The 23,711-nt window shown below is 60.4% G+C and carries 21 protein-coding genes; 6 read left to right on the forward strand and 15 right to left on the reverse strand.

Annotated features, from left to right (window positions below; all coding sequences use genetic code 11):
- From P3T25_RS46120 to P3T25_RS46150, 7 genes are all read right to left on the reverse strand, one after another.
- Positions 1-134: efflux RND transporter permease subunit (locus tag P3T25_RS46120; RefSeq protein ID WP_429358714.1), on the reverse strand; the 134-nt coding region annotated here is incomplete at its 3' end.
- Positions 135-146: 12 nt separating this feature from the next.
- Positions 147-1,355 (reverse strand): efflux RND transporter periplasmic adaptor subunit, encoded by a 1,209-nt coding sequence (locus tag P3T25_RS46125; protein WP_154566531.1) that lies wholly within the window; start codon positions 1,353-1,355, stop codon positions 147-149.
- 27 nt (positions 1,356-1,382) lie between these two features.
- Positions 1,383-1,856, reverse strand: a complete 474-nt coding sequence (locus P3T25_RS46130) for a YMGG-like glycine zipper-containing protein (RefSeq protein WP_266240239.1) — start codon at positions 1,854-1,856, stop codon at positions 1,383-1,385.
- A 195-nt stretch (positions 1,857-2,051) separates the two neighbouring features.
- On the reverse strand, positions 2,052-2,609 hold the full coding sequence (locus tag P3T25_RS46135) for a YSC84-related protein (RefSeq protein ID WP_154566533.1): 558 nt from the start codon (positions 2,607-2,609) through the stop codon (positions 2,052-2,054).
- 154 nt (positions 2,610-2,763) lie between these two features.
- Positions 2,764-3,150, reverse strand: a complete 387-nt coding sequence (locus P3T25_RS46140; RefSeq protein WP_154566534.1) for a response regulator transcription factor — start codon at positions 3,148-3,150, stop codon at positions 2,764-2,766.
- A gap of 160 nt (positions 3,151-3,310) precedes the next feature.
- Positions 3,311-3,499, reverse strand: coding sequence for a LuxR C-terminal-related transcriptional regulator (locus P3T25_RS46145; protein ID WP_233468850.1), 189 nt, complete (start codon positions 3,497-3,499; stop codon positions 3,311-3,313).
- 192 nt (positions 3,500-3,691) lie between these two features.
- Complete coding sequence (locus P3T25_RS46150) at positions 3,692-5,239, reverse strand: sensor histidine kinase (RefSeq protein ID WP_429364253.1); 1,548 nt, start codon at positions 5,237-5,239, stop codon at positions 3,692-3,694.
- A 643-nt stretch (positions 5,240-5,882) separates the two neighbouring features.
- Between P3T25_RS46150 and P3T25_RS46155 the strand changes: the two genes are divergently transcribed.
- Together P3T25_RS46155 and P3T25_RS46160 are read left to right on the forward strand one after the other, a co-directional pair.
- A complete protein-coding gene (locus P3T25_RS46155; RefSeq protein WP_154566536.1) occupies positions 5,883-7,025 on the forward strand; it encodes a patatin-like phospholipase family protein in 1,143 nt (380 codons plus the stop codon).
- A 39-nt stretch (positions 7,026-7,064) separates the two neighbouring features.
- Positions 7,065-7,805 carry an acetoacetate decarboxylase gene (locus P3T25_RS46160; protein WP_429364256.1) on the forward strand — a complete coding sequence of 247 codons (741 nt, stop codon included), beginning with the start codon at positions 7,065-7,067 and terminating at the stop codon, positions 7,803-7,805.
- A 118-nt stretch (positions 7,806-7,923) separates the two neighbouring features.
- Here P3T25_RS46160 and P3T25_RS46165 read toward each other — a convergent pair whose 3' ends face one another.
- Positions 7,924-8,229 carry a hypothetical protein gene (locus tag P3T25_RS46165; protein WP_266240234.1) on the reverse strand — a complete coding sequence of 102 codons (306 nt, stop codon included), beginning with the start codon at positions 8,227-8,229 and terminating at the stop codon, positions 7,924-7,926.
- 145 nt (positions 8,230-8,374) lie between these two features.
- Here P3T25_RS46165 and P3T25_RS46170 point away from each other — a divergent pair, with 145 nt between their 5' ends.
- Complete coding sequence (locus P3T25_RS46170) at positions 8,375-9,358, forward strand: transporter (protein WP_308112597.1); 984 nt, start codon at positions 8,375-8,377, stop codon at positions 9,356-9,358.
- A gap of 50 nt (positions 9,359-9,408) precedes the next feature.
- Here the strand turns inward: P3T25_RS46170 and P3T25_RS46175 are convergent, their stop codons facing one another.
- A complete protein-coding gene (locus P3T25_RS46175) occupies positions 9,409-10,170 on the reverse strand; it encodes a hypothetical protein (protein ID WP_266240233.1) in 762 nt (253 codons plus the stop codon).
- A gap of 245 nt (positions 10,171-10,415) precedes the next feature.
- Between P3T25_RS46175 and P3T25_RS46180 the strand changes: the two genes are divergently transcribed.
- On the forward strand, positions 10,416-12,941 hold the full coding sequence (locus P3T25_RS46180) for a hypothetical protein (RefSeq protein WP_266240232.1): 2,526 nt from the start codon (positions 10,416-10,418) through the stop codon (positions 12,939-12,941).
- Entirely contained in the window at positions 12,913-16,365 is a 3,453-nt protein-coding gene (locus P3T25_RS46185; RefSeq protein WP_429364259.1) for a mechanosensitive ion channel domain-containing protein, read from the forward strand. Before P3T25_RS46180 ends, P3T25_RS46185 begins: the two co-directional genes overlap by 29 nt.
- Before the next feature lie 82 nt (positions 16,366-16,447).
- Here P3T25_RS46185 and P3T25_RS46190 read toward each other — a convergent pair whose 3' ends face one another.
- The gene (locus P3T25_RS46190) at positions 16,448-16,858 is read right to left on the reverse strand and encodes a hypothetical protein (protein ID WP_154566543.1); all 411 of its coding nucleotides are present in this window, start codon (positions 16,856-16,858) and stop codon (positions 16,448-16,450) included.
- 183 nt (positions 16,859-17,041) lie between these two features.
- Positions 17,042-18,511, reverse strand: coding sequence for an NADH-quinone oxidoreductase subunit NuoN (gene nuoN / locus P3T25_RS46195; protein WP_266240230.1), 1,470 nt, complete (start codon positions 18,509-18,511; stop codon positions 17,042-17,044).
- A 526-nt stretch (positions 18,512-19,037) separates the two neighbouring features.
- Between nuoN and P3T25_RS46200 the strand changes: the two genes are divergently transcribed.
- A complete protein-coding gene (locus P3T25_RS46200) occupies positions 19,038-19,790 on the forward strand; it encodes a carbonic anhydrase family protein (RefSeq protein WP_154566545.1) in 753 nt (250 codons plus the stop codon).
- Positions 19,791-19,876: 86 nt separating this feature from the next.
- Here P3T25_RS46200 and gltS read toward each other — a convergent pair whose 3' ends face one another.
- The 4 genes from gltS to P3T25_RS46220 all read right to left on the reverse strand — a co-directional run.
- Positions 19,877-21,076, reverse strand: coding sequence for a sodium/glutamate symporter (gene gltS / locus P3T25_RS46205; RefSeq protein WP_372342743.1), 1,200 nt, complete (start codon positions 21,074-21,076; stop codon positions 19,877-19,879).
- A gap of 27 nt (positions 21,077-21,103) precedes the next feature.
- Positions 21,104-22,318 (reverse strand): Na+/H+ antiporter NhaA, encoded by a 1,215-nt coding sequence (gene nhaA, locus P3T25_RS46210; RefSeq protein ID WP_429364262.1) that lies wholly within the window; start codon positions 22,316-22,318, stop codon positions 21,104-21,106.
- 855 nt (positions 22,319-23,173) lie between these two features.
- A complete protein-coding gene (locus tag P3T25_RS46215) occupies positions 23,174-23,350 on the reverse strand; it encodes a hypothetical protein (protein WP_171926670.1) in 177 nt (58 codons plus the stop codon).
- Positions 23,351-23,390: 40 nt separating this feature from the next.
- A partial coding sequence (locus tag P3T25_RS46220; protein ID WP_429364265.1) for an SET domain-containing protein occupies positions 23,391-23,711 on the reverse strand: 321 nt, incomplete at its 5' end.

The raw sequence follows: 23,711 nt of genomic DNA on the forward strand, positions 1-23,711 counted from the left end.
ATCTGCGGTGGGGTGACATCCGGATACTGCGCGATCGGCAAGTTGAACATCGCCACCGCGCCGCCGAGCGTGATGACAATCGAAATCACCGACGCAAAAATCGGGCGGTCGATGCAGTAACGGGAGATGTTCATGTCGCGTGTCCCCTACTGCGCGGCGGTCGTGTCGGACGGATGTCCCGTCGAACTACTCCCCCCGCCTCCCGGCACGTTGGCCGCCGCATGCGCGGCCGGCGCCGCGACGATTTTCAGCGGCACATCGGCGGCCACACGGATTGCACCGTCCACCACCACCCGCTCACCCGGCTGCAACCCATCGGTGATGAACCAGTCGTCGCCATGCCATTCGCCCACTTCCACGACACGTTGATGGGCCTTGGAGTCGTTATCGACAACCCACACGAAGTGGCTTTTCGCTCCCTGCAAGACCGCACGTTGCGGCACCAGGATCGCCTTCGGCCGGGAAGCGCCGGACACGCGGGCCCGCACGAACTGGCCGGGACGCAACTGGCCTTTCTCATTTGCGAAAGACGCCCGCACGAGGAACGTGCCGGTCTCGGTGCTGAAGGCGGGATTGGCGAAACTGATATGACCGTGGTTAGGAAACTCGGTGCCGTCCGCCATGATCACCGTGACTTCAAAGTCGTCATTGGCCGGAAACCGCAAACGGCCTGCCGTGATCTCTTCGCGGAACTTCAACAACTCGTTTTCCGAAACGCTGAAGTTGACCCACATCGGATCGAGTTGATAGACATAGGTCAGCAAGCCCGAAGCCGAGGCGGTGACAAAGCTGCCGTCCTGTTGCCTCGCGAAACTGGACAAACCGGTGAGCGGCGACTTGATAGTCGTGTAGCTGAGATTCAACTGAGCGGTTTGGACCTGTCCTTGTGCTGCGATCACCGCAGCTTCCGCCTGCTTTTCATTGCCGGTCGCATCGTCGAGATCCTTCTGGCTCAACGCGTTTTGTGCGGCGAGCGGAATCACGCGCGCGAGATTCGCCTTTGCGACGGTTAGACGCGCCTGCTGCTGTGCGAGCTGGCCTCTAGCAGTTTGCAACGCCGCGTCAAAAGGCTTCGCGTCCATCTGGAAGAGGGTTTGTCCGGCGTGAACCAATTGCCCTTCGGTATAGAGACGCTTGTCGAGAAAACCGTCCACGCGCGCACGAATCTCGACTTCGCGTGAACTCTGGGTTTGTGCGGTGTATTCGAAATCGACGGGCGTGTCGCGCTGCGTCACCGGCATCACGGTGACCTCGATCGCGCCGGCGGCCGGCAGCGTAGCGGCTTTGTGGCAGGCGGCGCACAGCGCAAGCGCGGCGAGCCCGGCAATCGCGAGACCTAGGCGGTTCCTGCTCATGGCTGACTCTCCCGTCCCGATCGATGTCTACTGAACCGTGTAGCCGCGGCCGGTCATGCAAGCCGCCACTGCACGGTTGAAGGTCGCCATCTGCTGTGACGTCTGTTGCTGTCCCGCCTGCTGCTGCGCGGCCTCCGCCTGGTTGGCGCGGCGCTGGCGCATGCCGCCAGCCGCTGTTCCGGTGACCGCTCCGATCGCGGCGCCCTTACCGGCATTACCGGCGATTGCACCCACTGCCGCGCCCAGGGCGGCGCCGCCGGCTGCGCCCTTGACCGCTCCGCCTTGCTTTGGTGCAGCGCCCGGCTGTCCGGATTGCTGTGCAATCGCGACCGGATCGACGCCGGTCGTCTGCTTCGCCCATAGCTGACACTCGGCGGTATCCGTGTCTTGCTTCTGCGCGCTCTGCCCCTTGGCCGGATAGATGATGGGCTGCTGCGCGGCGGCCGCGAACGTCAGCACCCATACCACCAGACCAATTGCGAATTGCTGCATTCGTTGCATGGCTTGAGGCCCTCAATGATCTGCGGTCGACCTGCTTACTGGCTACCGGCGGTCAATGTCCGCGCAACGCGCGAGCGATTTCCCGGCTCTGCCGAGCAGGTTTCCCGATCGCGCGTCCGGCGCGGCGTGCATTACCGAGGTGATTCGGGTTAGAGCATCGGTGGCCATAACCGCACGGGGATATTGCGCACTTCACTATTCAAACTTAACAATTCTCTGCCCCTGAACGCCCAGACCAGCCATCAAACCCTGCTGGCCAAAAATGAACGCATAGACATCTGATTTCATTGTCGTAGTTGTCATCGACCTCGCCATCCCTGCATCCACCACCACGACGCTCGGTCCCACACCAACGGACAATCCGGTGCCACTCGTAAGCTCAGTGATTGCCGAATCGGTCATGAGAAACATCGCCTCCGAAAAGGTTTGTGCGCCTGCTTGCATCCCGTATGAGAGCCCGCGCACTCTGTAATACCCGAGGATCCTGCCATCCGGGCTAAACATCACGCCCTTTCCACCTTGCGCACCGACTAACAACCCAGCCTTGACGATGCTCGGAAACACGACGACGGCTTTAGCCTGGTATTGGAGATCCTTCGCCTTCGGAGTGCTGTCGAATAGTTGCTGCAGTGCCTCACGTGCTTGCGCGTCCATCTCGGGGTCCCCACCATTGGCAACAGTCGGGTTCGTCGAACACGCCACGGCGAACAGAAAGAGGGGGGCCGCGAGAATTAGTCGAAGGTACTTGATCATGATGCGTGCTCCATTCTGAAATTGACACCACGGTATGAAATGCGTTTCCGCCTCAAATTCTTCGCGGGCAACGTGAATAGTGGTGTTTGCGTCCCGTTAAAACAATTGGCCTTTGGTCCCATATCGCCTGAATACGCAAACGCATGGGCTTGCGCTACGGTGGCTGATCGCCTTCAAGGGCAGCGCGTACCGTCTTGACGAACAGTTCGTCGTTGAACGGCTTGCGCAAATAAGCGACCGCGCCGGCCGCGAGCGCGTGCTCGCGCACGCCGATATCGTCGTGGGCGGTGATGAAAATGACAGGTATGCCAGTGCCGGCCAGGCGCCGCTGGACTTCCAGCCCGTTCAACCCTGGCATCTGCACGTCGAGAATGACGCAGTCAGGGTGATATGACGGCATCGACGACAGGACCTCGAGGAACGCGTCGCCGCTTGCGAACGTTTCGGCGGCGATTCCGATTGAGCGCAACAGTCTCTTGATCGCTCGGCTCACCGATTCATCGTCATCGACGACAACAACGAATGGTTTGAGTTTTCCCATTGAACGTAGTCCGGTGTCCGGAAGTGCGCGCGCAAGTGCACTCCTCCATACGACAGACTACGAGTCAGGCAGGTTTGCCGCTATTGGACCTTGGTCCCGAGTAGGTGCTAGAGCGCGAAAAATCCGCCCGCACCGTCCGCCGTTCGCGCCGGAATGTGGCCTAGTGCGACGCGTGTGGTTCGGCGGCAGTGCCGAGGCCGGCCTTCTCGGCGACGCGGACCAGTTCGGCCAGCGACGAGACTTCCATTTTCGCCATCACCCGCGCGCGATGAGCCTTGATCGTCTTTTCGACCGTGCCCAGTTCGCCGGCGACCTGCTTGTTCAGACGGCCACTCACGACGAGCGCCATCACTTGCCGCTCGCGAGGTGTCAGCCTTCCGACACGCAGGACGGGTTTCGGCGCGGATCCTGTCCAGGAATGCGCGGGCCGAACCGAATGTCTCTACCCGATAGCCAGCGAACTGGATCAGACGTGCCAACGCGCGGCACACTGAATCGTCGTCGACGACGAATACCAGCAGATCAGAATGTGTCATGGCCTTTATCGCGACTCGTCGTCCGGCGTCGCAGCATTCGCGGGCAGCGTGACATAAAACGTCGCGCCTCGATCGGTGTTGTTTTCGGCCCAGAGTCGCCCGCGGTGCATGTCGATGATGGAGCGGCTGATCGACAATCCCAAACCGAGCCCCTGGGGTTTTGATGTGAAGAAGGGCTTGAATATCTTATCCAGCTTGTCCGCTGTCAGTCCCTGCCCGTTGTCGCGAACCGCAATGCACACCATGTCACTACCCTGAGGCTTGACCGTTACCACTACCATCCGGTCAACGGGCGGCACATCGTTCATCGCGTCGAATGCGTTGAGCAGAAGATTGAGCATGACCTGCTGCAATTGCACCCTGTCGCCGCGCACGGGCGGCAGTGTCTCGTCGATGTAGAGCATCAAACGCGTGCCTCGCACGATCGCGTCACTGTGCACCAGCAGAACCACGTCGCGGACCACCCCCGCGAGATTGAGCGGCGCGACTTCAAGATCGCCTTTCTTGACGATCGCGCGGATGCGCCGAATCACTTCGCTGGCGCGATAGTCATCCTGAACAATGTCATTGAGGATTTCCCGCAATTCCGCCAGATCGATGGAGTCGGCGGTCATGAAGCGTTGTGCGGCCTGCACATTGCTCAGAATCGCAGTGAGCGGCTGATTCAGCTCGTGGGCGAGCGAGGAGGCGAGTTGCCCCATGGTGGAGACGCGCGTCAGATGCGCGAGCTCCTGACGGTTGCGGTGCAGCTCATAGCGATCTGTCCTGTCGATGACAAAAGCGAGCGTCACGCAATCGTCGTCGAAGCGAAACGCATTCAACCCGATTTCCACGGGAAACACCACGCCGTCCTTGCGCCGTGCGGACAGTTCCTGCAAAGGCGCCGCGCCGCGCAGGTCGGGTAACGCGAACCGGTCCGTCCAGAAGGGTGCGTTGCTTTCGAAACGCAGGTCAGGCACCAGCAGCTCGACAGGTCTGTCGATCATTTCGCTGCATTCGTATCCAAACAGCTTCGCAGCCTGCGGATTGACCATGACCATGCGGCCACGCTCACCCAGCATCAGAATCGCAAACGGGAATAATACAAGCGCTTCGCGAAAACACATCTCGCCGCTCTTGCGTTCCGGAGCGGCTGCCTGGGCATGCGGTATGTCCGTCGATCGTCCGTCACTCGTACAAGCTTCCCGGCGAACCACCCTCGCGGAAGCAGCCGCGCCAGGTTCATCTGTAGATGGATGCCCTGCGCGCGGCCCACGTTGGCCGGCTTCCGTCACACCAGAAACTCCCGCGCCGCGAGATGCCTCCACACCGGTGCCGCCTGACGGACTTGTTTTCGCCAACGAGCGGAAAGAGCCCGCCTGGACCACCGTTCTCGCAATGCGTGCAAACATCGCATCCAGGCTCAGCAGAACGCGCTCTGCGTGCGCAGAACTACCTGGCGGTTTAATACTGGCAATCGATGCCGCCCCCCCCTGGCGTCGCGCCAACACCACCAGCAACCACAGAATGAGGGTCGTTTCCAGCACGACAATCACGGGCATGACGATGCTCATCGCCAGACTCCATCTCAAAGGCTGGTACCGGGAGAAGTGCTGAAAGAATTCACTCTGGATTTCGACGAGATGCAATGCGCCATAATCCGGAAGCCGGTTGCCGCAACCAGATCTTGCGAAGTGGCCTGGGCATGCAGAATCATGATTCCCTCGTGACTGGGCGGCCCCGGCCTGCCTCACGGGCGGTCTGCCGGGTCGTCGCCATGACAGCGCATCATCCTTCTATTTATTCAGTGATTGACTAGCAGCAGAATCGGGCACCGCGCGCCCCTAAAAGGGTTCAGTTAGAACTTCCGCGGTCGGATAGAACAAAACGGTCAATTAATCCTAGTCTGCGGTCGGACAATAGTAAATAACGCACGGCACATTCATCTATGTTTTGACCTGAATGCCTGTGTTGTGGATGACTGCTGGATGGGACCAAAGTCCAATTGCCAGCACGCGGCAGTGTATGTAGTTTTAATGACGTAATAGCCGACTCGCTTAGGGATTCGCAGCCGACGCAATTCTTAAGGAATTCTCAATGTATCCGTAAAGCAACACCTAAATGAAACAGAACTTGCGAGAAAAATACCATGGGGGTGGTCGTAGCACGACGAAGCGGCAACGCTTGCGCAAACATTTCTTCACTTGTGGGGTAGTCATGGCAAAAGCACACCAGGCTGAACCATCAAATCCGACCACAAGCTGGGGCAAGTTCGACCATACCGTCATGGTCCTGCAGGGCGGTGGCGCGCTCGGGGCATACCAGGCCGGCGTTCATGCCGGCCTCGCCGAAGCGGGGGTTTCGCCCGACTGGATCGCTGGCGTGTCGATTGGCGCGATCAATGCCGCACTGATCGCGGGCAACCCGCCTGAGCAGCGTGTCGCGCGACTGCGGCAGTTCTGGGAGCGCGTATCGGCGCATGCTCCATTTGTGCCACCCCTGTCGCTCGATCCAGTCCGCCCACTATTCAACTTCATGAGTGCGGCATCCTCAGTCGCTTTTGGTGTGCCGGGATTTTTTTCGCCGCGTCTACCGGCGCCTTTTGCTTCGCCTCAGGGAAACTTCGATGCGCTGAGCCTTTACGACACCGGCCCGCTCAAGGCGTCTCTTGAAGAACTGGTCGACTTCGATCTGATCAACCGGAAGGCGGTCCGCCTTTCGCTGGGCGCCGTCAACGTCAGCACCGGCAACTCGGTCTATTTTGACAATAACAAGACACAGATCGGTCCAGAGCATGTGATGGCAAGCGGAGCACTGCCTCCGGGTTTTCCCGCTGTTCATATAGACGGACAATGGTATTGGGACGGCGGTATCGCATGCAATTCGCCGCTTTGGTACGTGCTGGACGAGGACTACAGGATGAGCGCGTTGATCTTGCAGGTCGACGTATTCAGCGGCGCAGGCGAACTGCCGAAATCCATCAGGGAAGTGCAGGAGCGCATGAAGGACATCCAGTACTCGAGCAAGACACGCGTCAATACGGACCGAGTCAGCGAAATCGAAGAACTTCGCAACTCGCTGCACCGGCTGCTCGACAAGCTGCCACCCGAGCTTCGAACGGACCCCGACGTTCAGAAGCTTGACGCTATCAGCACGCGAGGCGCCGTCGCCCTTGTCCATTTCATCAACCGGCACAACACGCGTTCGTCAAGCTTTAAGGATTACGAATTCTCACGCGCGACCGTGATGGAATTGTGGGACTTTGGGTACAGCGACGCCCGCAGGGCGATCTCCAACCCGCAATGGCGCCATGCTACCGATCTGGGTAATGGCGTGCGCATCTACGACCTGACCAAGTAACACGTCGGGCTATCGCAGCCGACATAAGGAGCATGCAACATGACCGAAGCCGACGTAAAGGAGCGCGCGTTTGCCATGCCGCTCACCAGTCCGGCGTATCCGCCCGGCCCTTATCGATTTGTCGATCGCGAGTTCCTGATCATTACCTACCGGACCGATCCTGACGCCCTGGCCGAGGTCATTCCGGCTCCCCTCGAAATGACCGAGCCGCTCGTAAAATTCGAATTCATCCGGATGCCCGATTCAACGGGCTTTGGTGACTACACGGAAAGCGGCCAGGTGATTCCGGTCAGTTTTCGGGGCCAGCGAGGCAGCTACGTCCACGCCATGTTTCTCGACGACGAACCGCCGATCGCCGGCGGCCGCGAAATATGGGGATTCCCCAAGAAGCTCGCGTCACCTGAGTTGCGAGTCGAAAAGGACACCATTGGCGGCATCCTGAGATACGGCCCGGTGCCGATCGCACTTGCGACGATGGGTTACAAGCATCGCGCGCTACCGCACGACCAGATCCTCGCGTCGCTGTCCGCGCCCAATTTTCTGCTCAAGATCATTCCACACGTGGATGGCTCGCCACGCATCTGCGAACTGGTGCGCTATTTCTGCGAGGACATCACGGTGAAGGGAGCATGGGAAGGTCCTGCCGCGCTTGAACTGTTCAACCACGCACTCGCGCCCGTTGCGTCGCTGCCTGTCATTGAAGTGATATCCGGCGTGCACATCCTGTCAGACCTCACACTTGGCCTTGGCACCGTGGTGCACGACTACCTCGCCGAATAAAGGTCCGGGTCGCCGAAAAGCCTACGATCTGTCGGCGGCCTGTTATCGACTGGATTAGCTGCGCGCGAGGAAAGCCACAGTAGCACCGCGCGCGCAAACGGCTACTAGCTTCATGCATTCAATTGCATCCCTGACTGTTGGCGCTCCGATAGCATGTCTTCCCACTCGGGCTCTTATACACGCCCTTCCCGTTCTTTGTCTTGGCCTCTCCGCCCTTGCTCGTCTGGGTCGTCGTGACGCCGTTCTGATTCTTTTGGGCCTTCCACGCGTTACCCGTATTCGGGTTATAGCCGCCGGCCGTCTGTCCGTTGCCGCAAGCGGTCTCGCCGCGCGCGTTAGTGGCGCACTCCGCGAACGCACTCGAAGACAGCACGGCGCACGCCAACGTAAGCAGAACCGCGAATGTGCGTACAGAACTCGTCATGGCTCTCTCCCAGGAACGACGCGACCGGACTGGCGCATCTTCCAGATTAGTCGCATGCGGTCGAATGCACATTGGACCTTGGTCCTATTGCGAGCAACGATGATCCAGCCTTCTCATACACCAATCAGAGACGAACGTCACGACAATGCCGAAACCATCGATCGACTCGAATCACACAGTCACATCGGGTTGCAAGGCTGAGATCCGTTCGGCAACGCGCGCTGCGCGGCGCTTTCGGCCGGTGCGTGTCGGTGTTGCTTTGCTCTGGTCCGCGTTGGCAAGTGCCCAGGAAATGGAACCACGCGCCTATTCGGCTGCGCCTGTCGGCACGAATTTCGTGGTGTTCGACTATGCACGATCGAGCGGCGGCTTCTCGGTCGACCCTTCGTTGCCGATTGCCAATGTGCAGGCCAAAATCAACACGTATGCATTCGGCTATTCGCACAGCTTCGGCGTCGCTGGTCATACCGCAAGCGTTGCGGTGTCGGTCCCGTACGCCAGTGCGAATGTGACTGGCGACGTCGAGGGTAGGCCGGAGCATGCCTATCGATCAGGACTGGGCGACGTGCGGTTCAGGGTCGCTCTGAATCTGCTGGGCGATCCGGCGCTCACACCGGAGGAATTCGCGCGGCGCAAACCCTCCACGGTCCTCGGTGTCAGTGTGAGCGTCGTGGCACCGACAGGGCAGTACGTGCCGTCCCGCCTGATCAACGTGGGGTCGAACCGATGGTCGTTCAAACCAGAAATCGGATTGTCCCAGCCGATTGGCAACTGGTTCGTGGAGGGCGCAGCGGGCGCGTGGTTCTTCACAGACAACAACGATTTTTTCGGCGGACGCAGGCGCAGCCAGGATCCGATACCCGAATTCCAGTTGCATGGCGGCTACACCTGGCGCCCCGGGCTTTGGCTCGCCGCGGACGCGACGTATTTCACGGGCGGCCGGACAAGCGTGAACGGCGCCCAGGATCAGGACCTCCAGCGCAGTGTGCGCTACGGCGTCACGCTGTCGGTGCCGCTTACCGAAAAGTGGTCCGCAAAGCTCGCGTGGTCGCGTGGGCTGATAACACGCGTCGGCGGCAATTTCCAGACCGTCTCGGTCGCGCTCCAATACCGCTGGTTCAATCGCTGATCGTGCCTGAGTGCGGGACTAGCAGAGCCAACGCCCGCGCGATCGAGCGGCTACTGGCCAAGAATGGCGAGCGCTGCGCGCATGGGCTCAGGCGAGATTCTGACTATCCCATTGAGAGGCGTGTTCATTTCCAAAATCATAAAGATCGCGCCGGCAGTCGACAGTGCACACATGGCTAGCGCTGTCATGGTCGTACCGTTGCGAGGCGCGAACAAACCAAACGTGCCGAAGAGAATGGCTAGCCAGGACACCAGAACCACCAGCAGCGGCACGGGGATCGAGCCCTTCTGCTGGAGTAGCGCCAGCCAGCGCGCGGCAAACACTTCATCGACGATCTGGAGGGCGTGTGCCTGCAATTGACCTTGCACGGCGTTGTGCGGCGAGAGTTCCTCCACCTTGCGCTGGAAGTCCTCTCCCCTTTCCACTGCATCGGGCCCGCTCATTCCCGCCAACTGCGACGGATCGCCGGAAGCGAGCACCTCGATCGACACGGCAGTGATACGTTTAAGCAAGCCGCGAATCTCCTGCGTTTCCGGTCCATATCGGGCCAGGACGCGATCAAGGCGCACGATGTCAACGGCACTATGTACAACTTCGCTATTTGTCGTGTCGAACGAGGCTTTCGCCGACGAGATCAGCAGGCCAAGCACTAACGCGGCCATGGTAGCGACCAGACCGGTCGCCAGTTTGACAACACTGATCGATTCATCGCTAAGGTGGTGTTGCGGCAGCACGACGCGCAGATACGAACCCAGCAGCGCGCTGCCGACAACGCATACGAACACAATCAACGCAACGGCGAGGTGGTTCACCCTGCAATCCTCCGATTCTGGTATTACGCTCACTGTTGCGCATCTTGCTCGCTGCGCGGCTGCATGCAATTGGACCAAGGTCCAATTGCATGCGCGCTGTAGTGAACCTATCTTTTTAGCTGCACCACTGGCGGCAACAGCGACCCGGCCGCCAGCATCCGTACCCCGTGTCTGCTCATTCGCCTTCCGTCCCTGGCACGGGTCGCGCTGCGGAAGTGCCGTGAGGCGGACAGGAGCAAAGCATCGTGACTTCCAGACTGCCCATCCGAATGTTGGCGCTGGCACTCGCGTTGTCGGCCATGCAGCCGATCCGCGCCGCGACACAAGACCCTGGTTGGCCGCGTGAAATGGTCCAGGAGGACGCGACCCTCACCTATTACCAGCCACAGATCGACGACTGGAAAGACTTCAGGGAACTGACCGGTCGAATGGCGATTATGATCACCCCGCGCGGCGGCAAACCACAGGTGGGCGTGATCACGTTGCAAATGCACACTGATGTGGATATCGACAGCCGCAACGTACTTCTAAGCAGTCCGCAAATTACCGGTACCGCTTTCCCCGGTGCGGACCAGGCAACGAGCCAGAAGCTGGATCAAGCAGTGCGAAAATTTCTCAATCCGCAGGCGTCGTTAACCTTGTCGATGGATCGGCTGGTGGCGAGCATCGACAAAAAACAGGCAGCACCCGTCGTAGCCATCAAGAGCGATCCACCGACCATCTTTGTCAGTTTCGGGCCGGCGATACTGCTGTTTGTGGATGGCGACCCGGTGCCCGCGCCGATCCAGAATTCAGATGTCTCATTCGTCGTCAACGCCAGTTGGCCGCTGTTCGTCGACAATGCCGCCCACCAGTACTACCTGTTCACCGGTCAGTCGTGGATGACGTCGACCGACCTGAAAACCGGCTGGGCGGAAACGAAGACGCTCCCAGCCAAGATGACGAAGATTCCCGCCGACCCCACCTGGACGGACCTGAAGCCCTTCATTCCGCCGTCTGCGAAGAACTCGGCGAAGCCGCCGGCGGTCTTCTTCAGCAGTACGCCGGCCGAGCTGATCGTGTTCGACGGCCAACCGGTTTACACCGCAATCCCCGGCACAGGACTGGTGTTTGCGAAGAATACCGATAGCGATGTGTTCGTCTACACGCCGACCAAGACCTACTATTATCTGACGGCAGGCCGCTGGTTTTCGTCGCCCAACCCCAGTGGGCCATGGACGTTTGCAACGAACCAGCTACCGGCCGATTTCGCCAACATTCCTCGCGACAGCGCTGCCTCGCGAGTCCTCGCTTCCGTACCGGGCACGCCGGAGGCCAAGGACGCGGTGCTGCTCGCCCAGATTCCGACCACGGTTGAAGTCAACCCTGCTGCGGCAGCGGCTGAGATCAAGGTCGCATACAGCGGCGAGCCGAATTTCGCACCGATCGAAGGCACCCCACTCGCCTACGCAACCAACACCCCCGACAAGATCATCAAGGTACAGAACCACTACTACCTTTGTTCGCGGGGCGTATGGTTCGATTCGCCGTCGCCGGCCGGCCCCTGGCAAACCAGCAGTTCAGTGCCTCAGGTGATCTATACGATCCCGCCGGCATCGCCCGTTTATAACGTCACTTACGTGACACAACAGGTCGTGCCGGGCGGGTCTATCCAGGCTAGTTATACCGCTGGATATCTCGGCATGTTTATCGCAGGCGCCGCCGTCGGCGCGATCGTTGCGCAAGGCAACGGCTACTACTATCCGCCCTATGTCCGCGTGGGCTACGGGCCGTATCCCATCTACTATCCGCGTCCCGCGCCGTATGGATACCCGACCTACAACCCCTATACAGGCGCGCGCGGCGTACGCGGCAGTGCCTACGGCCCGGCGGGTAGCGCGCAGTGGGGCGCCTCGTACAATCCCTATACCGGTACATACGCGCGCGGCGCCACGGCTTCCGGGAAGTACGGCAGCGCGAGTGTCGCGCAGGCCTATAACCCCTACACCGGCGCTTATGCCGCTACCCGTCAGGGATCGAACGCGTACGGCCAGTGGGGAAGCTCTGTCGTGACGAAGGGGAACCAGTGGGCGGCGACGCAGCACACCACCACAGCGAAGGGCACGGTCGGGACTTATCAGAATTCGGCAGGCGGCAAGGCGGTTGCTGGAAGCACCGCCAACGGCCGTGCCGTAGCCGGTAAGACCGCAAATGGCGACCTTTACGCCGGGCGTGATGGCAATGTGTACAAGAACACCGGTGGGAGCTGGCAGAAGTACGATAACGGTTCCTGGTCCAATGTGAACAAACCCAGCCCGCAGTCGTCGCCGCAAAAAGCGCAAGCCGCGCAGTCCCAGCGCATGCCCCCCGCGACGAATACCGGCGCGACTCAGCAAAACGCGCAGAACTATCAGCAGCAGCGCTCCGCAGCGGCTCAGTCCGGTAAGGCCGGAACCACTCAGCGAAGCGCCCAGAGCTATCAGCAGCAACGCCCCGCGGGAACCCAGCCGGCGAATCCCCGGACCACTCAGCAAAGCGCCCAGAACTTTCAGCAGCAGCGCGGCACGCCAGCACCGCCGAGCAGGGCCGCTGCCCAGCCTCAAAATGCTGCGGGTGGAATCAACCGGACCAGCGCACAGCCCTCCTTTGGAGAGCTGAACAACGACATGCAGAATCGTCAGAGAGGTGCGACCCAGAGTCAACGCTACGCGCAATCGGGAGGCGGTTTCGACCGGAGGGCCAACGGCGCGGGCGGCGCAAGGGGTGGCGGTGGTGGTTTCCGTCGACAGTAGTCCGGACAAAATCCGTCTGGTTCGTCCCCTGACCATCGCGCGGCTTTTGCTGGTCGGAGCAGCCATGACGGTTGTAGTCGCGCTGGCGGAACCTCCCGTTGTTCGTTCGAACACTGACCTGACCGTCGAACAGGTGCGGCGCACGGCCCGGGAAGCAGAGGTCCGCAAGGACGTCGATGTGCCCACCAAGGCACGCATCGCGGAACTATCCCGCGCAACGCTCGCGGATATGGAGCGTGTTCCCGAACTGCGTGCCCAGGCGGAGACCTATCGTCAGTTAATGCGCGATGCGCCGGACCAGATTCGTGACCTGGAGCGGACACTGGAAAAACTGCGCGCTGAATCAGACCAGGCGATTGCCGGCCCTTCGCGTGCCGGCAGCACACTCAACGAACTGGAGCAGGCGCGGGTCCAGGCCGAAACTCGCCAGGCCGCAGCGCGCGCCGAACTCGCGATGCTCGACCTCGAAATCGAACGTGTCGACACGGAGCCCGCGGAGCTGCGCAACACGCAGCGCGAGGCGCAAGCCGGTCTGGAGCGGTTGCGCGAAGAGATCCAGACGGCCTCAGGTGCATCACGTCAGACCTTGCTCACAATGACGGAGATACAGTCCAGGCGGGCTGCGCTGCTGGTTCGTGAAGCTCAGGCTGACGCCTTGCGCAGCCGCATCGATGCGCAACCTCTATTGGCCCGTTTGACGCAACTGCGGCGGGAAGTGATTCGGACGCAATTGCAGCGCGACGATGCTGACCTGAAGCGGCTGGTGGCGCTCGTCGATCAGCGTCGCGTAGATGACGCCCGGCGAGCCGAGGAGGATGCCTCCGAGCGCCAACGACAGTTGGTGGACCGCAGTCCCACCTTGAATCGGTTGGCGGCGGCCAATGTCCAAAGCTCGGCGCAGCTTGCCGGGACGGCGAAAGAAATCGAGTCGCTGCGGCAGGCTCGCGATCGGCGCACGGCGGAGGCGGAACAGCTGGCGGTTGATTTTCAGCGCGCGCGCCTCGGCCTCGCGCGCAGCAAGCTCACGGAATCAATGGCCCGGGTGCTCGCGGAGCGCGCTGCCGCGCTGCCTGAAGCGGAACAGTTCCGTCGCGCGCGCGGCGAACGGGCGCGCGCCGCTGAGTCAATCGCTGCGGCTGCGTTCCAGGTCGAGCGCGAACAACGTCGCCTCGCGAACCCGGACGAGGAGCTCGACGCCGTCATGCGCAAAGAGGCTGCGCGCACGCGCCCGGCAGAACTGGCGGCCGTGCGCGGCGAAGCGTTAGTGCTGATCGCGGATCGCAGGGAACTGCTCGATCGGCTTTCGACTTCGCAGCGAACCTACCTGAACACACTGGATGAACTCGTCGCCGCCGAGGACCAGCTCCTGAGCATCGCGCAAGACTATCGCAGCCTGATCGACAAGGCGCTGTTCTGGGTGCCTGTGGCTCCCCTGTCCGAACGGTCCTTCAGCGATTTGCCGCAGACGCTGTTGTGGCTAGCCTCGCCAACGGGCTGGCGCGAGGTGGGTGAAACCATCGAGGATCAGGCGAAGCAACGCTTGCTGCAGGTGCTTGTCCTGTTTGGCGCCGTGTTCGCCATCCTGGCGACGCGCAAGCGTCTGCTTGCGCGTCTGCGGCACCTGTCTGAGCGCAAGGGAGCAGAGGGCGACCCCGACGTCACCGCCACAGTACAGGCCCTTGGCACAACCCTGCTCGTCGTTGTGCCGCTGCCGCTGGCCATCTGGACGGTCGGCAACCTGATCGTCGCCTCGTCGACGGCTTCAGAATTTGCCAATGCTGTCGGCGAGGGGCTCGACCCAACGGCGTGGGGGGTACTCATAGGGCTGTTCTTCTCAAGGCTGTTTCGTCCTGATGGCATTGCCCAACTGCATTTCGGACTCGAGGCGCAATCCGTGCGCGCGTTGCGCCGCGCGTCACGCGTGTTCACGTTCCTCGTGGTGCCGCTAGGCTTCGTCAACCGAGCCGCATCCCAGTATGACGATCTCATCGTACGGGCCTCACTGGGGCGCCTAACCCATATGCTGGCGCTCATCGTGTTCGCCGGAGTAATCGGCGTGACCTTTCGGCCGGGTGGCCCGGTTCTCTCGCGGTATTTCGGTGCAGGCGCGGAGGACCGGAATGTGGTCATGAAATATGCTGCCTACGTGTTCGCCTGTGTGGTGCCGCTGTCCCTTGCGGTACTGTCAGCGGCTGGCTTTTACAACGCTGCGCAGGTCTTCGGTCGGCTCACGCTGATCAGTGGCCTCGCTGCGGCAGCGATCGCGCTGTTCCATACTCTGACGGCGCGCTGGTTGCGCGACCGGCGCAACCAGCTTGAGCGCGCGCGGACACAGGGCATGGATCGGGAGGCAGACGTCCTCATCGACGGGGCGCGCAAGAACCTGGACCGCCCCGACCTGGCCTCGATCGGAGCCCAGGCGACGCGGTTGTTGCGTGCGTTGTCCGCGATACTTCTGGTGGTTGCCGTGCTGGTGGTCTGGCACGGAGCATTGCCGGGTCTGAGCCTGCTAAACGAGATTTCTCTCTGGACCTATGCCGATGTCGAGGAGGGGCAAACGGTGGAGCGCACCGTCACCCTCGGGGGCGTGATGCTCGCCCTGACGATTGGATTTATCGCAGTCGTTGCGGTCAAAAACATCGGCGGCTTCCTTGATATCGCGTTCCCAGATCGGGCACGGCTCTCGGGCGGCAGCCGCTATGCCATCAGAACCGTGGCCCGCTACGTCATTGTGGGTGGAGCGGTGATGACGGTGTTTAGTGTGCTGGGCGGCAACTGGTCCCGGATTCAATGGCTGGTCGCGGCCATGGGCGTAGGCCTCGGCTTCGGCCTGCAGGAAATCTTCGCAAATTTCGTCTCCGGTTTGATCATATTGTTCGAGCGGCCGATCCGCGTCGGCGATACCGTGACCGTCGCAGACGTGACCGGCGTCGTGACCCGTGTGCAGGCGCGTGCCACGACAGTGACCGACTTCGATCGCAAGGAAGTGGTGATACCGAACAAGACCGTGATCACGGAGCGAGTCACCAACTGGACGCTGAGCGATCACATTACGCGGGTCGTGCTGAAGGTCGGCGTCGCCTATGGATCCGACACCGCGGCTGCGTGCGAATCGATCCTGAAAGCCGTGCTCTCCGTGCCCTCTGTCCTGACGAATCCCGCCCCCAGCGTATTCTTCCTCGCTTTCGGTGACAGTTCACTCGATTTTGAGGCGCGTTTCTTTGTCGAGGGCGTGAATCGACGGATTCCCGCCACCCACGATGTGCTCACAGCGATCGAACGTGAGTTGCGGCAGGCGGGAGTTGAAATTCCGTTCCCGCAGCGCGATGTGCATCTCAAGTCCGCACTCCCGGCGCTGCCGGCGCACGACGCGGTACCGCGCACGGAGGACGGAACTGCAGCGGATGCTACAGCCTCTCGCTAATCAATGGATTACCTGTCATAGCGAGCCTTCTGATCTTGCCGAGCGCCAGATCTCTCGCATTCGCGGACAGGCCGGGCTCAAGCTATTTCGTTTGACCAGGCTCATCCGATTGCGGCAGCGTGCCGGGCGTCTTCGCACTCAATCCCTGTGCACCGCTCGATGTCGTCCTGCGCTGACTCGTGAGAACGCCATATTCGTCGAACTCGAACACGACTGTCGAAGATTGCGTGTCGGCCCCGCCGAAGAGCGGACCGATGAGCGGGATAAAGCTTTCGGGACGAGGCCTCGATGTGACGAATGAATAGATCAGCACGGTCGATCCATCGCTTAGCGTGGTCTGTGCCGTTGGAGATCCAAGCACGGCGACAACCTCGTCAAGGCCAGTCACACCTTGCTTGAAGCTCGACAGCTGCTCTGGTTTGACGTCGACACCCGCCGATATGCATGCTGCCAACGCACTGCACAACACAATCACTGCATAAATACGCTTCATGTCATCACCGCTACTACTCCGGGCGTCGCGCCCGAAATCGCTGAACGCACTTTCCATGCTCGCGTGTTCGCTGCAACCGCGACGCGCTGTCTAGAGGATACATCCCGGCCGGGATAGGGGGATGAACAAGGTACGCGTGAATTTCTATCATAAGCGTCCGGGTAAACCAGCCTGCTGCGGATATTACAGCGGCAGTGTGTGCGAGATAGCCTGCAGGCAGGCCGTCATCAGCGGACCCGGAACGATGCCAAGCACCAGCACAGCCACTCCGTTCAGCGCAAGCAGCGTGCGGTTGCCGGCGCCGGCCGAGATCGGCGTCGTGTCCTGGGGCGCGTCGAAGTACATCAGCTTGACGATGCGCAGGTAGTAGAACGCGCCGACCAGCGACGTCATCACGGCCAGCACCGCGAGCCACGTCAGACCTGCGTTCACCGTCGCTTCGAGCACGGCGAGCTTCGCGTAGAAGCCAACCGTCGGCGGAATGCCCGCGAGCGAGAACATCATCACCATCATCACGAACGCGAAGACCGGGCTGCGCTGGTTGAGACCCTTGAAGTCGTCGAGCGTCTCGGCTTCGAAATCGCGACGTGCGAGCAGCATAATCATGCCGAACGTACCTGTTGTCGTAACCAGATACACGATGCTGTAGAACATCGCCGAACCGTACGCGCTGGCCGCGCCACCGGCCTTGCCGTCGACAACGCCCGCCAGCAGACCGAGCAGCACGAAGCCCATGTTCGAAATCGCCGAATAAGCCAGCATCCGCTTGATGTTGCGCTGGACGATACCCGTGATGTTGCCGACGATCATCGATAGCGCCGCGAGAAGCACGAGCATTTCCTGCCAGTCAACGGCAAGCGGCAGCAGACCCATCACGAGGAAGCGCAGGCCCCACGCGAACGCCGCGACCTTCGGACCGCCGCCGACGAAGAGCGTCATTGCGGTCGGCGCACCCTGATAGACGTCCGGCACCCACATATGGAACGGCGCCGCGCCCATCTTGAATGCAACGCCTGCGACGATGAAAACCACGCCAAACAGCAGCACGGCATCGTTGATGCGGCCCGAAGCAACCGCCTTCAGTACCTCGCTCAGTTCGAGCGAGCCCGTCGCGCCGTAGAGCATCGAGATGCCGTACAGCAGGAAACCCGTAGCCAGTGCGCCAAGCACGTAGTATTTCATCGCCGCTTCGCTCGATTGCGCGACGTCGCGGCGCAACGCGATCATTGCGTACAGCGATAGCGACATCAGTTCGAGACCGAGGTACAGCATCAGGAAGTGGTTGCCCGAGATCATGATCAACTGGCCGAGCAGCGAGAACATGCCGAGCAGGAACACGTCGTCGCGGAACAGGCCGCGATCTTCGAGGTATCTACGCGAATAGACCAGCGAGACAGCGAAGCCGAGCGACACGACCGCCTTCATCACGCTGGCGAATGAATCGATCACGATCATCCGCGAGAAGAAATAGTACTGGTGCGAATCGAATGACTGGATCGCGAACCACACGCCCGCCGCGGTCGACGACAGGAGCGCGATGAGGTAAGCAAGACGCCGGTTCGTTGCTTCGGAGCAGAAGTCTCCCACCCGGGAGGCGATCGCGATCGCGAGCACTACCAGCGCGTCGGGCAACAGCATGTGTGCGTCTTGCATGATCATTATCTCCCTTATGAAATCAGGTTAGCTTATGATCATCGTGATGGTGCACGACCTACTCCTCGAGCTTGACCATTTCAACGTGAAGCTGGGCCAGTTCCTTCCCGTATGGCTTGTTGCCCAGCCTGTCGTCCGATTTCGAACCGTCAGACGTCGCCTCATACCGATTCTCAGACATCGCCTCACCCCCACAACGGCCAAACCCTGCCTGATTGCGCATCCAGTAAAGTATTGTCGGACCTACTGCTTCCGGCAATTGAACTTTAGGCCAATTGCGCAGTGTATGGAACGGTCGGTTTCCATAGCTTTGCTCGTCCCTCCATGGGACCAAAGTCCAATAGCCTAGGAGCCTCAGTGCAAATACCATCCGTTTAGGGCTATTCCACACGCTGCGGAGCAGGTGGCATGGCGATCTGCTGTCGCCCGTCAGGGAGCGGCCGCGAAGATAATCGCCCAATGACGCACGACAGCGTCCGTGATGCCGATGGCAATGATCGTTTTGCGGTTGTTTGCGGAGAATGAAATGCACCAGAAAACTGACTGTTGTCCGGCGGAGTCCTCTAACAGCGTTGGAAGACGTACCGTACTGAAGACTGCCCTGAGCGTCGCAGCCGTTGGGCTGGCGGGAAGCATGGGGGGCGTTGAATCGGCTTACGCGGCGGCGCTATCGAAGTCTGAGCGAGACAAGTTGACACCGGACCAGATTATCGAGGACCTGAAGCAGGGAAATCGACGTTTCCGTTTGGGGAAAATGCTGCCTCACGATTATTTGACGCAAAAGAGAGCTACTGCCGGCGGGCAATATCCGGCGGCGGTGATCTTGAGTTGCATTGACTCCCGGGCTCCGGCCGAGATCGTCCTTGACACGAAAATTGGAGATACTTTTAACGCGCGTATTGCGGGCAATATCGCTAATGAGGATCTCATTGGAAGCCTGGAGTTTGCTTGTGCGGCGGCCGGCGCTAAAGTTATATTGGTTATGGGGCACACAGGATGCGGGGCAATCAAGGGCGCCATTGATCACGTTGAACTGGGAAACCTGACGGGTCTCCTGGCCAAGATCAGACCGGCTGTGGATGAGACGCAATACTCTGGTGACAGAAGCAGTAAGAATTATGAATTTGTCGATGCGGTGGCGAAAACCAATGTTCGACGCACGATCGACGCAATACGAAATGGCAGTAACGTGCTGGCCCCGATGGAGAAGGATGGAAAAGTAAAAATTGTTGGAGCGATGTACCACCTAAACGGTGGGGTCGTCGAATTCCTGGTCTGAAAATGGACATGGCGCAGGGAATCCAGACCGTTTGATTGGTTGAATTGCCAGCACATAGTTCGCGGGGATGGCCAATGGCGCCATCTCTACCCGTAAATTGGCAACAGCAGGAACAACTTGATCACGATCGCATTCGCGATGTCAATGAAGAACGCTCCCACCATCGGTACGATCAGGAAGGCCAGATGGGAGGGGCCGAATCGCCCCGTAATGGCTTGCATGTTCGCGATGGCAGTTGGCGTAGCCCCGAGGCCGAAACCGCAGTGCCCCGCTGCCAGCACCGCCGCATCGTAATTCCGCCCCATGATCCGAAAGGTGACAAAGATTGCGTAGCCGGCCATGGCCATCGCCTGGACTATCAGGATTGCGAGAAGGGGTAGCGCAAGCGTGGCCAGGTCCCCCAGGCGCAAGCTCATCAGTGCGATCGCCAGAAAGAGTCCGAGGCTTATATTGCCGAGCAGCGCTGTTGCGTCCTCGAAGACCTGATACCAGCCGCGCACAGCAAGCCCGTTGCGAAGAACGACGCCAACGAACAATACACACACGAACGCGGGCAACTCGAACGCCGTGCCGTTCAACCAGGACGCGAGCGCCGAGCCGACCGCGAGGCAAACGGCAATGAGCGCCACTGTCTCGATGACTGCATCCGCGGTGATCGGGCGCACCGCTTTGGGCTGCTCGAAGCCGGTCGTGCCTGCGGAATTCGATTCGGGGTTGGGAGCAAGGCCATAGTGCGTGATGAGGAAACGCGCGACCGGACCGCCAATCAATCCTCCGAGTATCAAGCCGAACGTGGCGCAGGCAATCGCGATCTCTGTTGCCGATGCGAGCCCGTGACGTTCTGCAAACACCTTGGCCCATGCGGCACCCGTGCCATGCCCGCCTGACAGGGTGACGGACGCCCCGAGCAGGCCGAGAATGCGCTCTTGCCCCAACGCCCAGGCGAGGCCGATGCCGAGCACATTCTGCATCACAAGCAGCCCGACCACTGCGCCCAGAAAGACAATCAGCGCCCGCCCGCCAGCTTTCAGCCCCGCGATATCTGCGTTAAGACCGATGGTAGCGAAGAACGTGAGCATCAGCGGCACTTGAAGCGCAGTGTCGAAACGCACGTCGATTTTCAAGGCGCTGCGCAGCGCAAAAACCAGCAGCGCGACAAGTAGTCCGCCGACTACCGGTTCGGGGATACTGTAAGCCCGCAGTATGGGTGTCCGGGCGAGGATCCACCTCCCGAGCAGAAGTACGAGCGACGCGGCCATCAGCGTTTCCAGGGTGTCGAGGCTCACGATGTTCCTCTCCGGTTGGTAGACCGATTAGTTAGCCTTGCCTGACGGACTTCCGCTGGTGTCACCCGACGCGAACCTGAGCAACAGATAACCCGTCACGCCCGACAGTGTCGAGCCCACGATGACGCCCAGCCGCAGGGGCGTGAAATATTCGGGGCTGTCGAAAGCGAGGGAGCCGATGAACAGACTCATGGTGAAGCCGACGCCACACAATGCGGCGACGCCAACCAGTTGTAGCCAGTTGGTTCCTTCAGGAAGTCTGGCCAGACCGAGCCGAACCAGCACGGCGCTTGCCCCACAGACACCGACGAGCTTGCCGATGAAAAGACCTCCGGCAATGCCAAGCGGCAGGGGTTCTGCCAGCGCCGCCATCGTAACGCCGGAGAACGAGACACCGGCGTTTGCGAAAGCGAAAATCGGCAAAATACCGAAGGCCACCCAGGGATGAAGGTTGTGCTCGAGCTCGTGCAGGGGCGCGTGGCCCTGGGCGTCCGCTGTCTTTAACGGCACGGCGAATGCGACTGCAACCCCCGCAAGCGTTGCATGAACACCGGACTTCAGAACAAATACCCACAAGATCACGCCGACAAAAACATAAGGTGCGATTCGCGTGATTTTTAGCAGGTTCAAGCCGATCAACAGCGCAATGGCCACGCCCGCGAAAAGTAACATCGAAATGGACAGGTCTGCGGTGTAAAACAGCGCAATGATCACGATCGCGCCAAGATCGTCGGCAATCGCCACTGCAGTTAGAAATATTTTCAGCGACACCGGTACCCGGTTGCCGAGGAGGGAAAGTATGCCGAGCGCAAATGCAATGTCCGTGGCCGTAGGAATGGCCCAGCCAGTCAGGGTCGCGCCATGTCCGTGGTTAAACAGGAGATAGATAAGTGCTGGCACTACCATTCCGCCCACCCCGGCAACGACAGGTAGAACGACCTGTGCGGGAGTGCTCAGTTCTCCTTCAATCACCTCACGCTTGACCTCCAGCCCGACGAGGAGGAAGAAGATAGCCATCAAACCGTCGTTGACCCACAGCAGTAGCTGCTTCGCGACGGCAAACGATCCAATACGCACTTCCACAGGGATCTTCAGCAGATCGTCATACGCATGTCGAAGCGGCGAGTTACTGCAGATCAGCGCGAGTGCTGCTGCGGCCACTAGCAGCAGGCCGCCCGCCGATTCCAGTCTAAGGAAATCGGCGATGCCATCGGTCGCCTTGCGAATCGCGTTGCCGGTCACAGTGCCCGTCCGTTACCCACGCATTGATTCTTGAAGATCCCAGCCTGCGCCAGCGCGCTGCCTTGATCCAGCCGAGATGGTTCTGCTGAATGCTATTTGCCCGTGGCGTGGCATACGACGAGCAAACGTACCCTTGTGAGCTTGCAGGTCTCACTGAATAGCTTTATCAGTGCCCTGGATCGCGTAAATTTCCTCCCGCTTCACCGCTGCTTCCGCCCAGCGCAGCTCGCCCTTGTTCCACGGCGCTTGCGCAGCGACGGGACATGGGATCCGCATGGATTTGCACGCCCCAACCCATAGGCTATGAGTCTGGTGTAAAGGCCGCCATTGGACCTTGGTCCAATGTGCGTGCCGGAAAGGCACTTCTAGATCATTGAATAGGTAGGGTGAACTGCGAAAGGGGGAGCGCGGAGTGAACGGCCGTTCTCCGCTACAACGCCGACTCTGCCAGTGTCTCAAACTGGCCGAACTCGGTCCGATGCAGGAGACTTGCTCTAACGATTCGCGGAGGCCGGTGAATGGTCCCGGGTTATTCCCAGAGATCGAAAGGTCGGCCGATCCAGCGACGATTAAGAAAAAAGTGGCAGGGATTCGACAGCGGATTGGCGTCGACGTCGCGAGGGCGTGGTTCGACCGGTCCGCGCAGCAGCTTTCCCGTTGGTCGAGCCGAGTCGCCGGTTCAGATCCGACAGCGCTCTACAGACCGAAATGCGGGCTGGCATCTCGGTCAATGTCCGTTCAAGCCGGTCCAGCAGTTCAGGCAGACTCACTTCACCCGCCCCTTTCCGTGCGAACTTCCGCTTCTTCATAAGGCCGCTCCCCTGTATCTGTCGACGATACGCGCTGGCGCCGACGTCACCACAAATCGTCGAGATCCAGCGACATCTGTTTCTTCGTGTTTGCTCCAGCAGCACCGTCGGAGGCATCTCCCTTTGGCAAGGGTGGCTTCAGCACATCGGGATGGACAACCACATCCACGCCGATCCGGACAATGCCATCGTTCGGCCGCCTCGCAACGAGGTCGTTTTCCACGGGAGCAGCGCTGCCCTCTCTTACCGGCACAGCCAGCCGTTCACGCTGCGTCCGCCAGCATCGACTGACGGCAGCCCGATGCCGCACACCGGCAGGCGTACTGGGCCCGAACCTCTTTATTCGCAGGATCGTCAATCGCCAGTAGATATTCAATGAACAGTTCTTCGCCCGGCTCGATTGCCCGCAGCGTATGAATGAAAATCCGTCCCTGATCCTCGATGGTCTCGCAGTTCGGGGCGCAGGCGTGATTGAGCCAGCGTGCACTATTGCCACCGCGACTCCCGTCGATCACGGTCCCGTCCGATAGTCCGAACAGAAACGTATGTCCATCAACGCCTTCGCGTCGGTGACGGCGCACCGC

This window comes from Paraburkholderia sp. GAS32, assembly GCF_050434225.1.
Taxonomy (GTDB): Bacteria; Pseudomonadota; Gammaproteobacteria; order Burkholderiales; family Burkholderiaceae; genus Paraburkholderia; species Paraburkholderia madseniana.

Excerpts from the sequence above, each read along its gene's own strand:
- P3T25_RS46125 (WP_154566531.1), bottom strand. The coding sequence starts at position 1,355 with ATGAGCAGGAACCGCCTAGGTCTCGCGATTGCCGGGCTCGCCGCGCTT.
- P3T25_RS46130 (WP_266240239.1), bottom strand. The coding sequence starts at position 1,856 with ATGCAACGAATGCAGCAATTCGCAATTGGTCTGGTGGTATGGGTGCTG.
- P3T25_RS46135 (WP_154566533.1), bottom strand. The coding sequence starts at position 2,609 with ATGATCAAGTACCTTCGACTAATTCTCGCGGCCCCCCTCTTTCTGTTC.
- P3T25_RS46140 (WP_154566534.1), bottom strand. The coding sequence starts at position 3,150 with ATGGGAAAACTCAAACCATTCGTTGTTGTCGTCGATGACGATGAATCG.
- P3T25_RS46145 (WP_233468850.1), bottom strand. The coding sequence starts at position 3,499 with ATGGCGCTCGTCGTGAGTGGCCGTCTGAACAAGCAGGTCGCCGGCGAA.
- P3T25_RS46150 (WP_429364253.1), bottom strand. The coding sequence starts at position 5,239 with ATGAGCATCGTCATGCCCGTGATTGTCGTGCTGGAAACGACCCTCATT.
- P3T25_RS46155 (WP_154566536.1), top strand. The coding sequence starts at position 5,883 with ATGGCAAAAGCACACCAGGCTGAACCATCAAATCCGACCACAAGCTGG.
- P3T25_RS46160 (WP_429364256.1), top strand. The coding sequence starts at position 7,065 with ATGACCGAAGCCGACGTAAAGGAGCGCGCGTTTGCCATGCCGCTCACC.
- P3T25_RS46165 (WP_266240234.1), bottom strand. The coding sequence starts at position 8,229 with ATGACGAGTTCTGTACGCACATTCGCGGTTCTGCTTACGTTGGCGTGC.
- P3T25_RS46170 (WP_308112597.1), top strand. The coding sequence starts at position 8,375 with ATGCCGAAACCATCGATCGACTCGAATCACACAGTCACATCGGGTTGC.
- P3T25_RS46190 (WP_154566543.1), bottom strand. The coding sequence starts at position 16,858 with ATGAAGCGTATTTATGCAGTGATTGTGTTGTGCAGTGCGTTGGCAGCA.
- nuoN (WP_266240230.1), bottom strand. The coding sequence starts at position 18,511 with ATGCAAGACGCACACATGCTGTTGCCCGACGCGCTGGTAGTGCTCGCG.
- P3T25_RS46200 (WP_154566545.1), top strand. The coding sequence starts at position 19,038 with ATGCACCAGAAAACTGACTGTTGTCCGGCGGAGTCCTCTAACAGCGTT.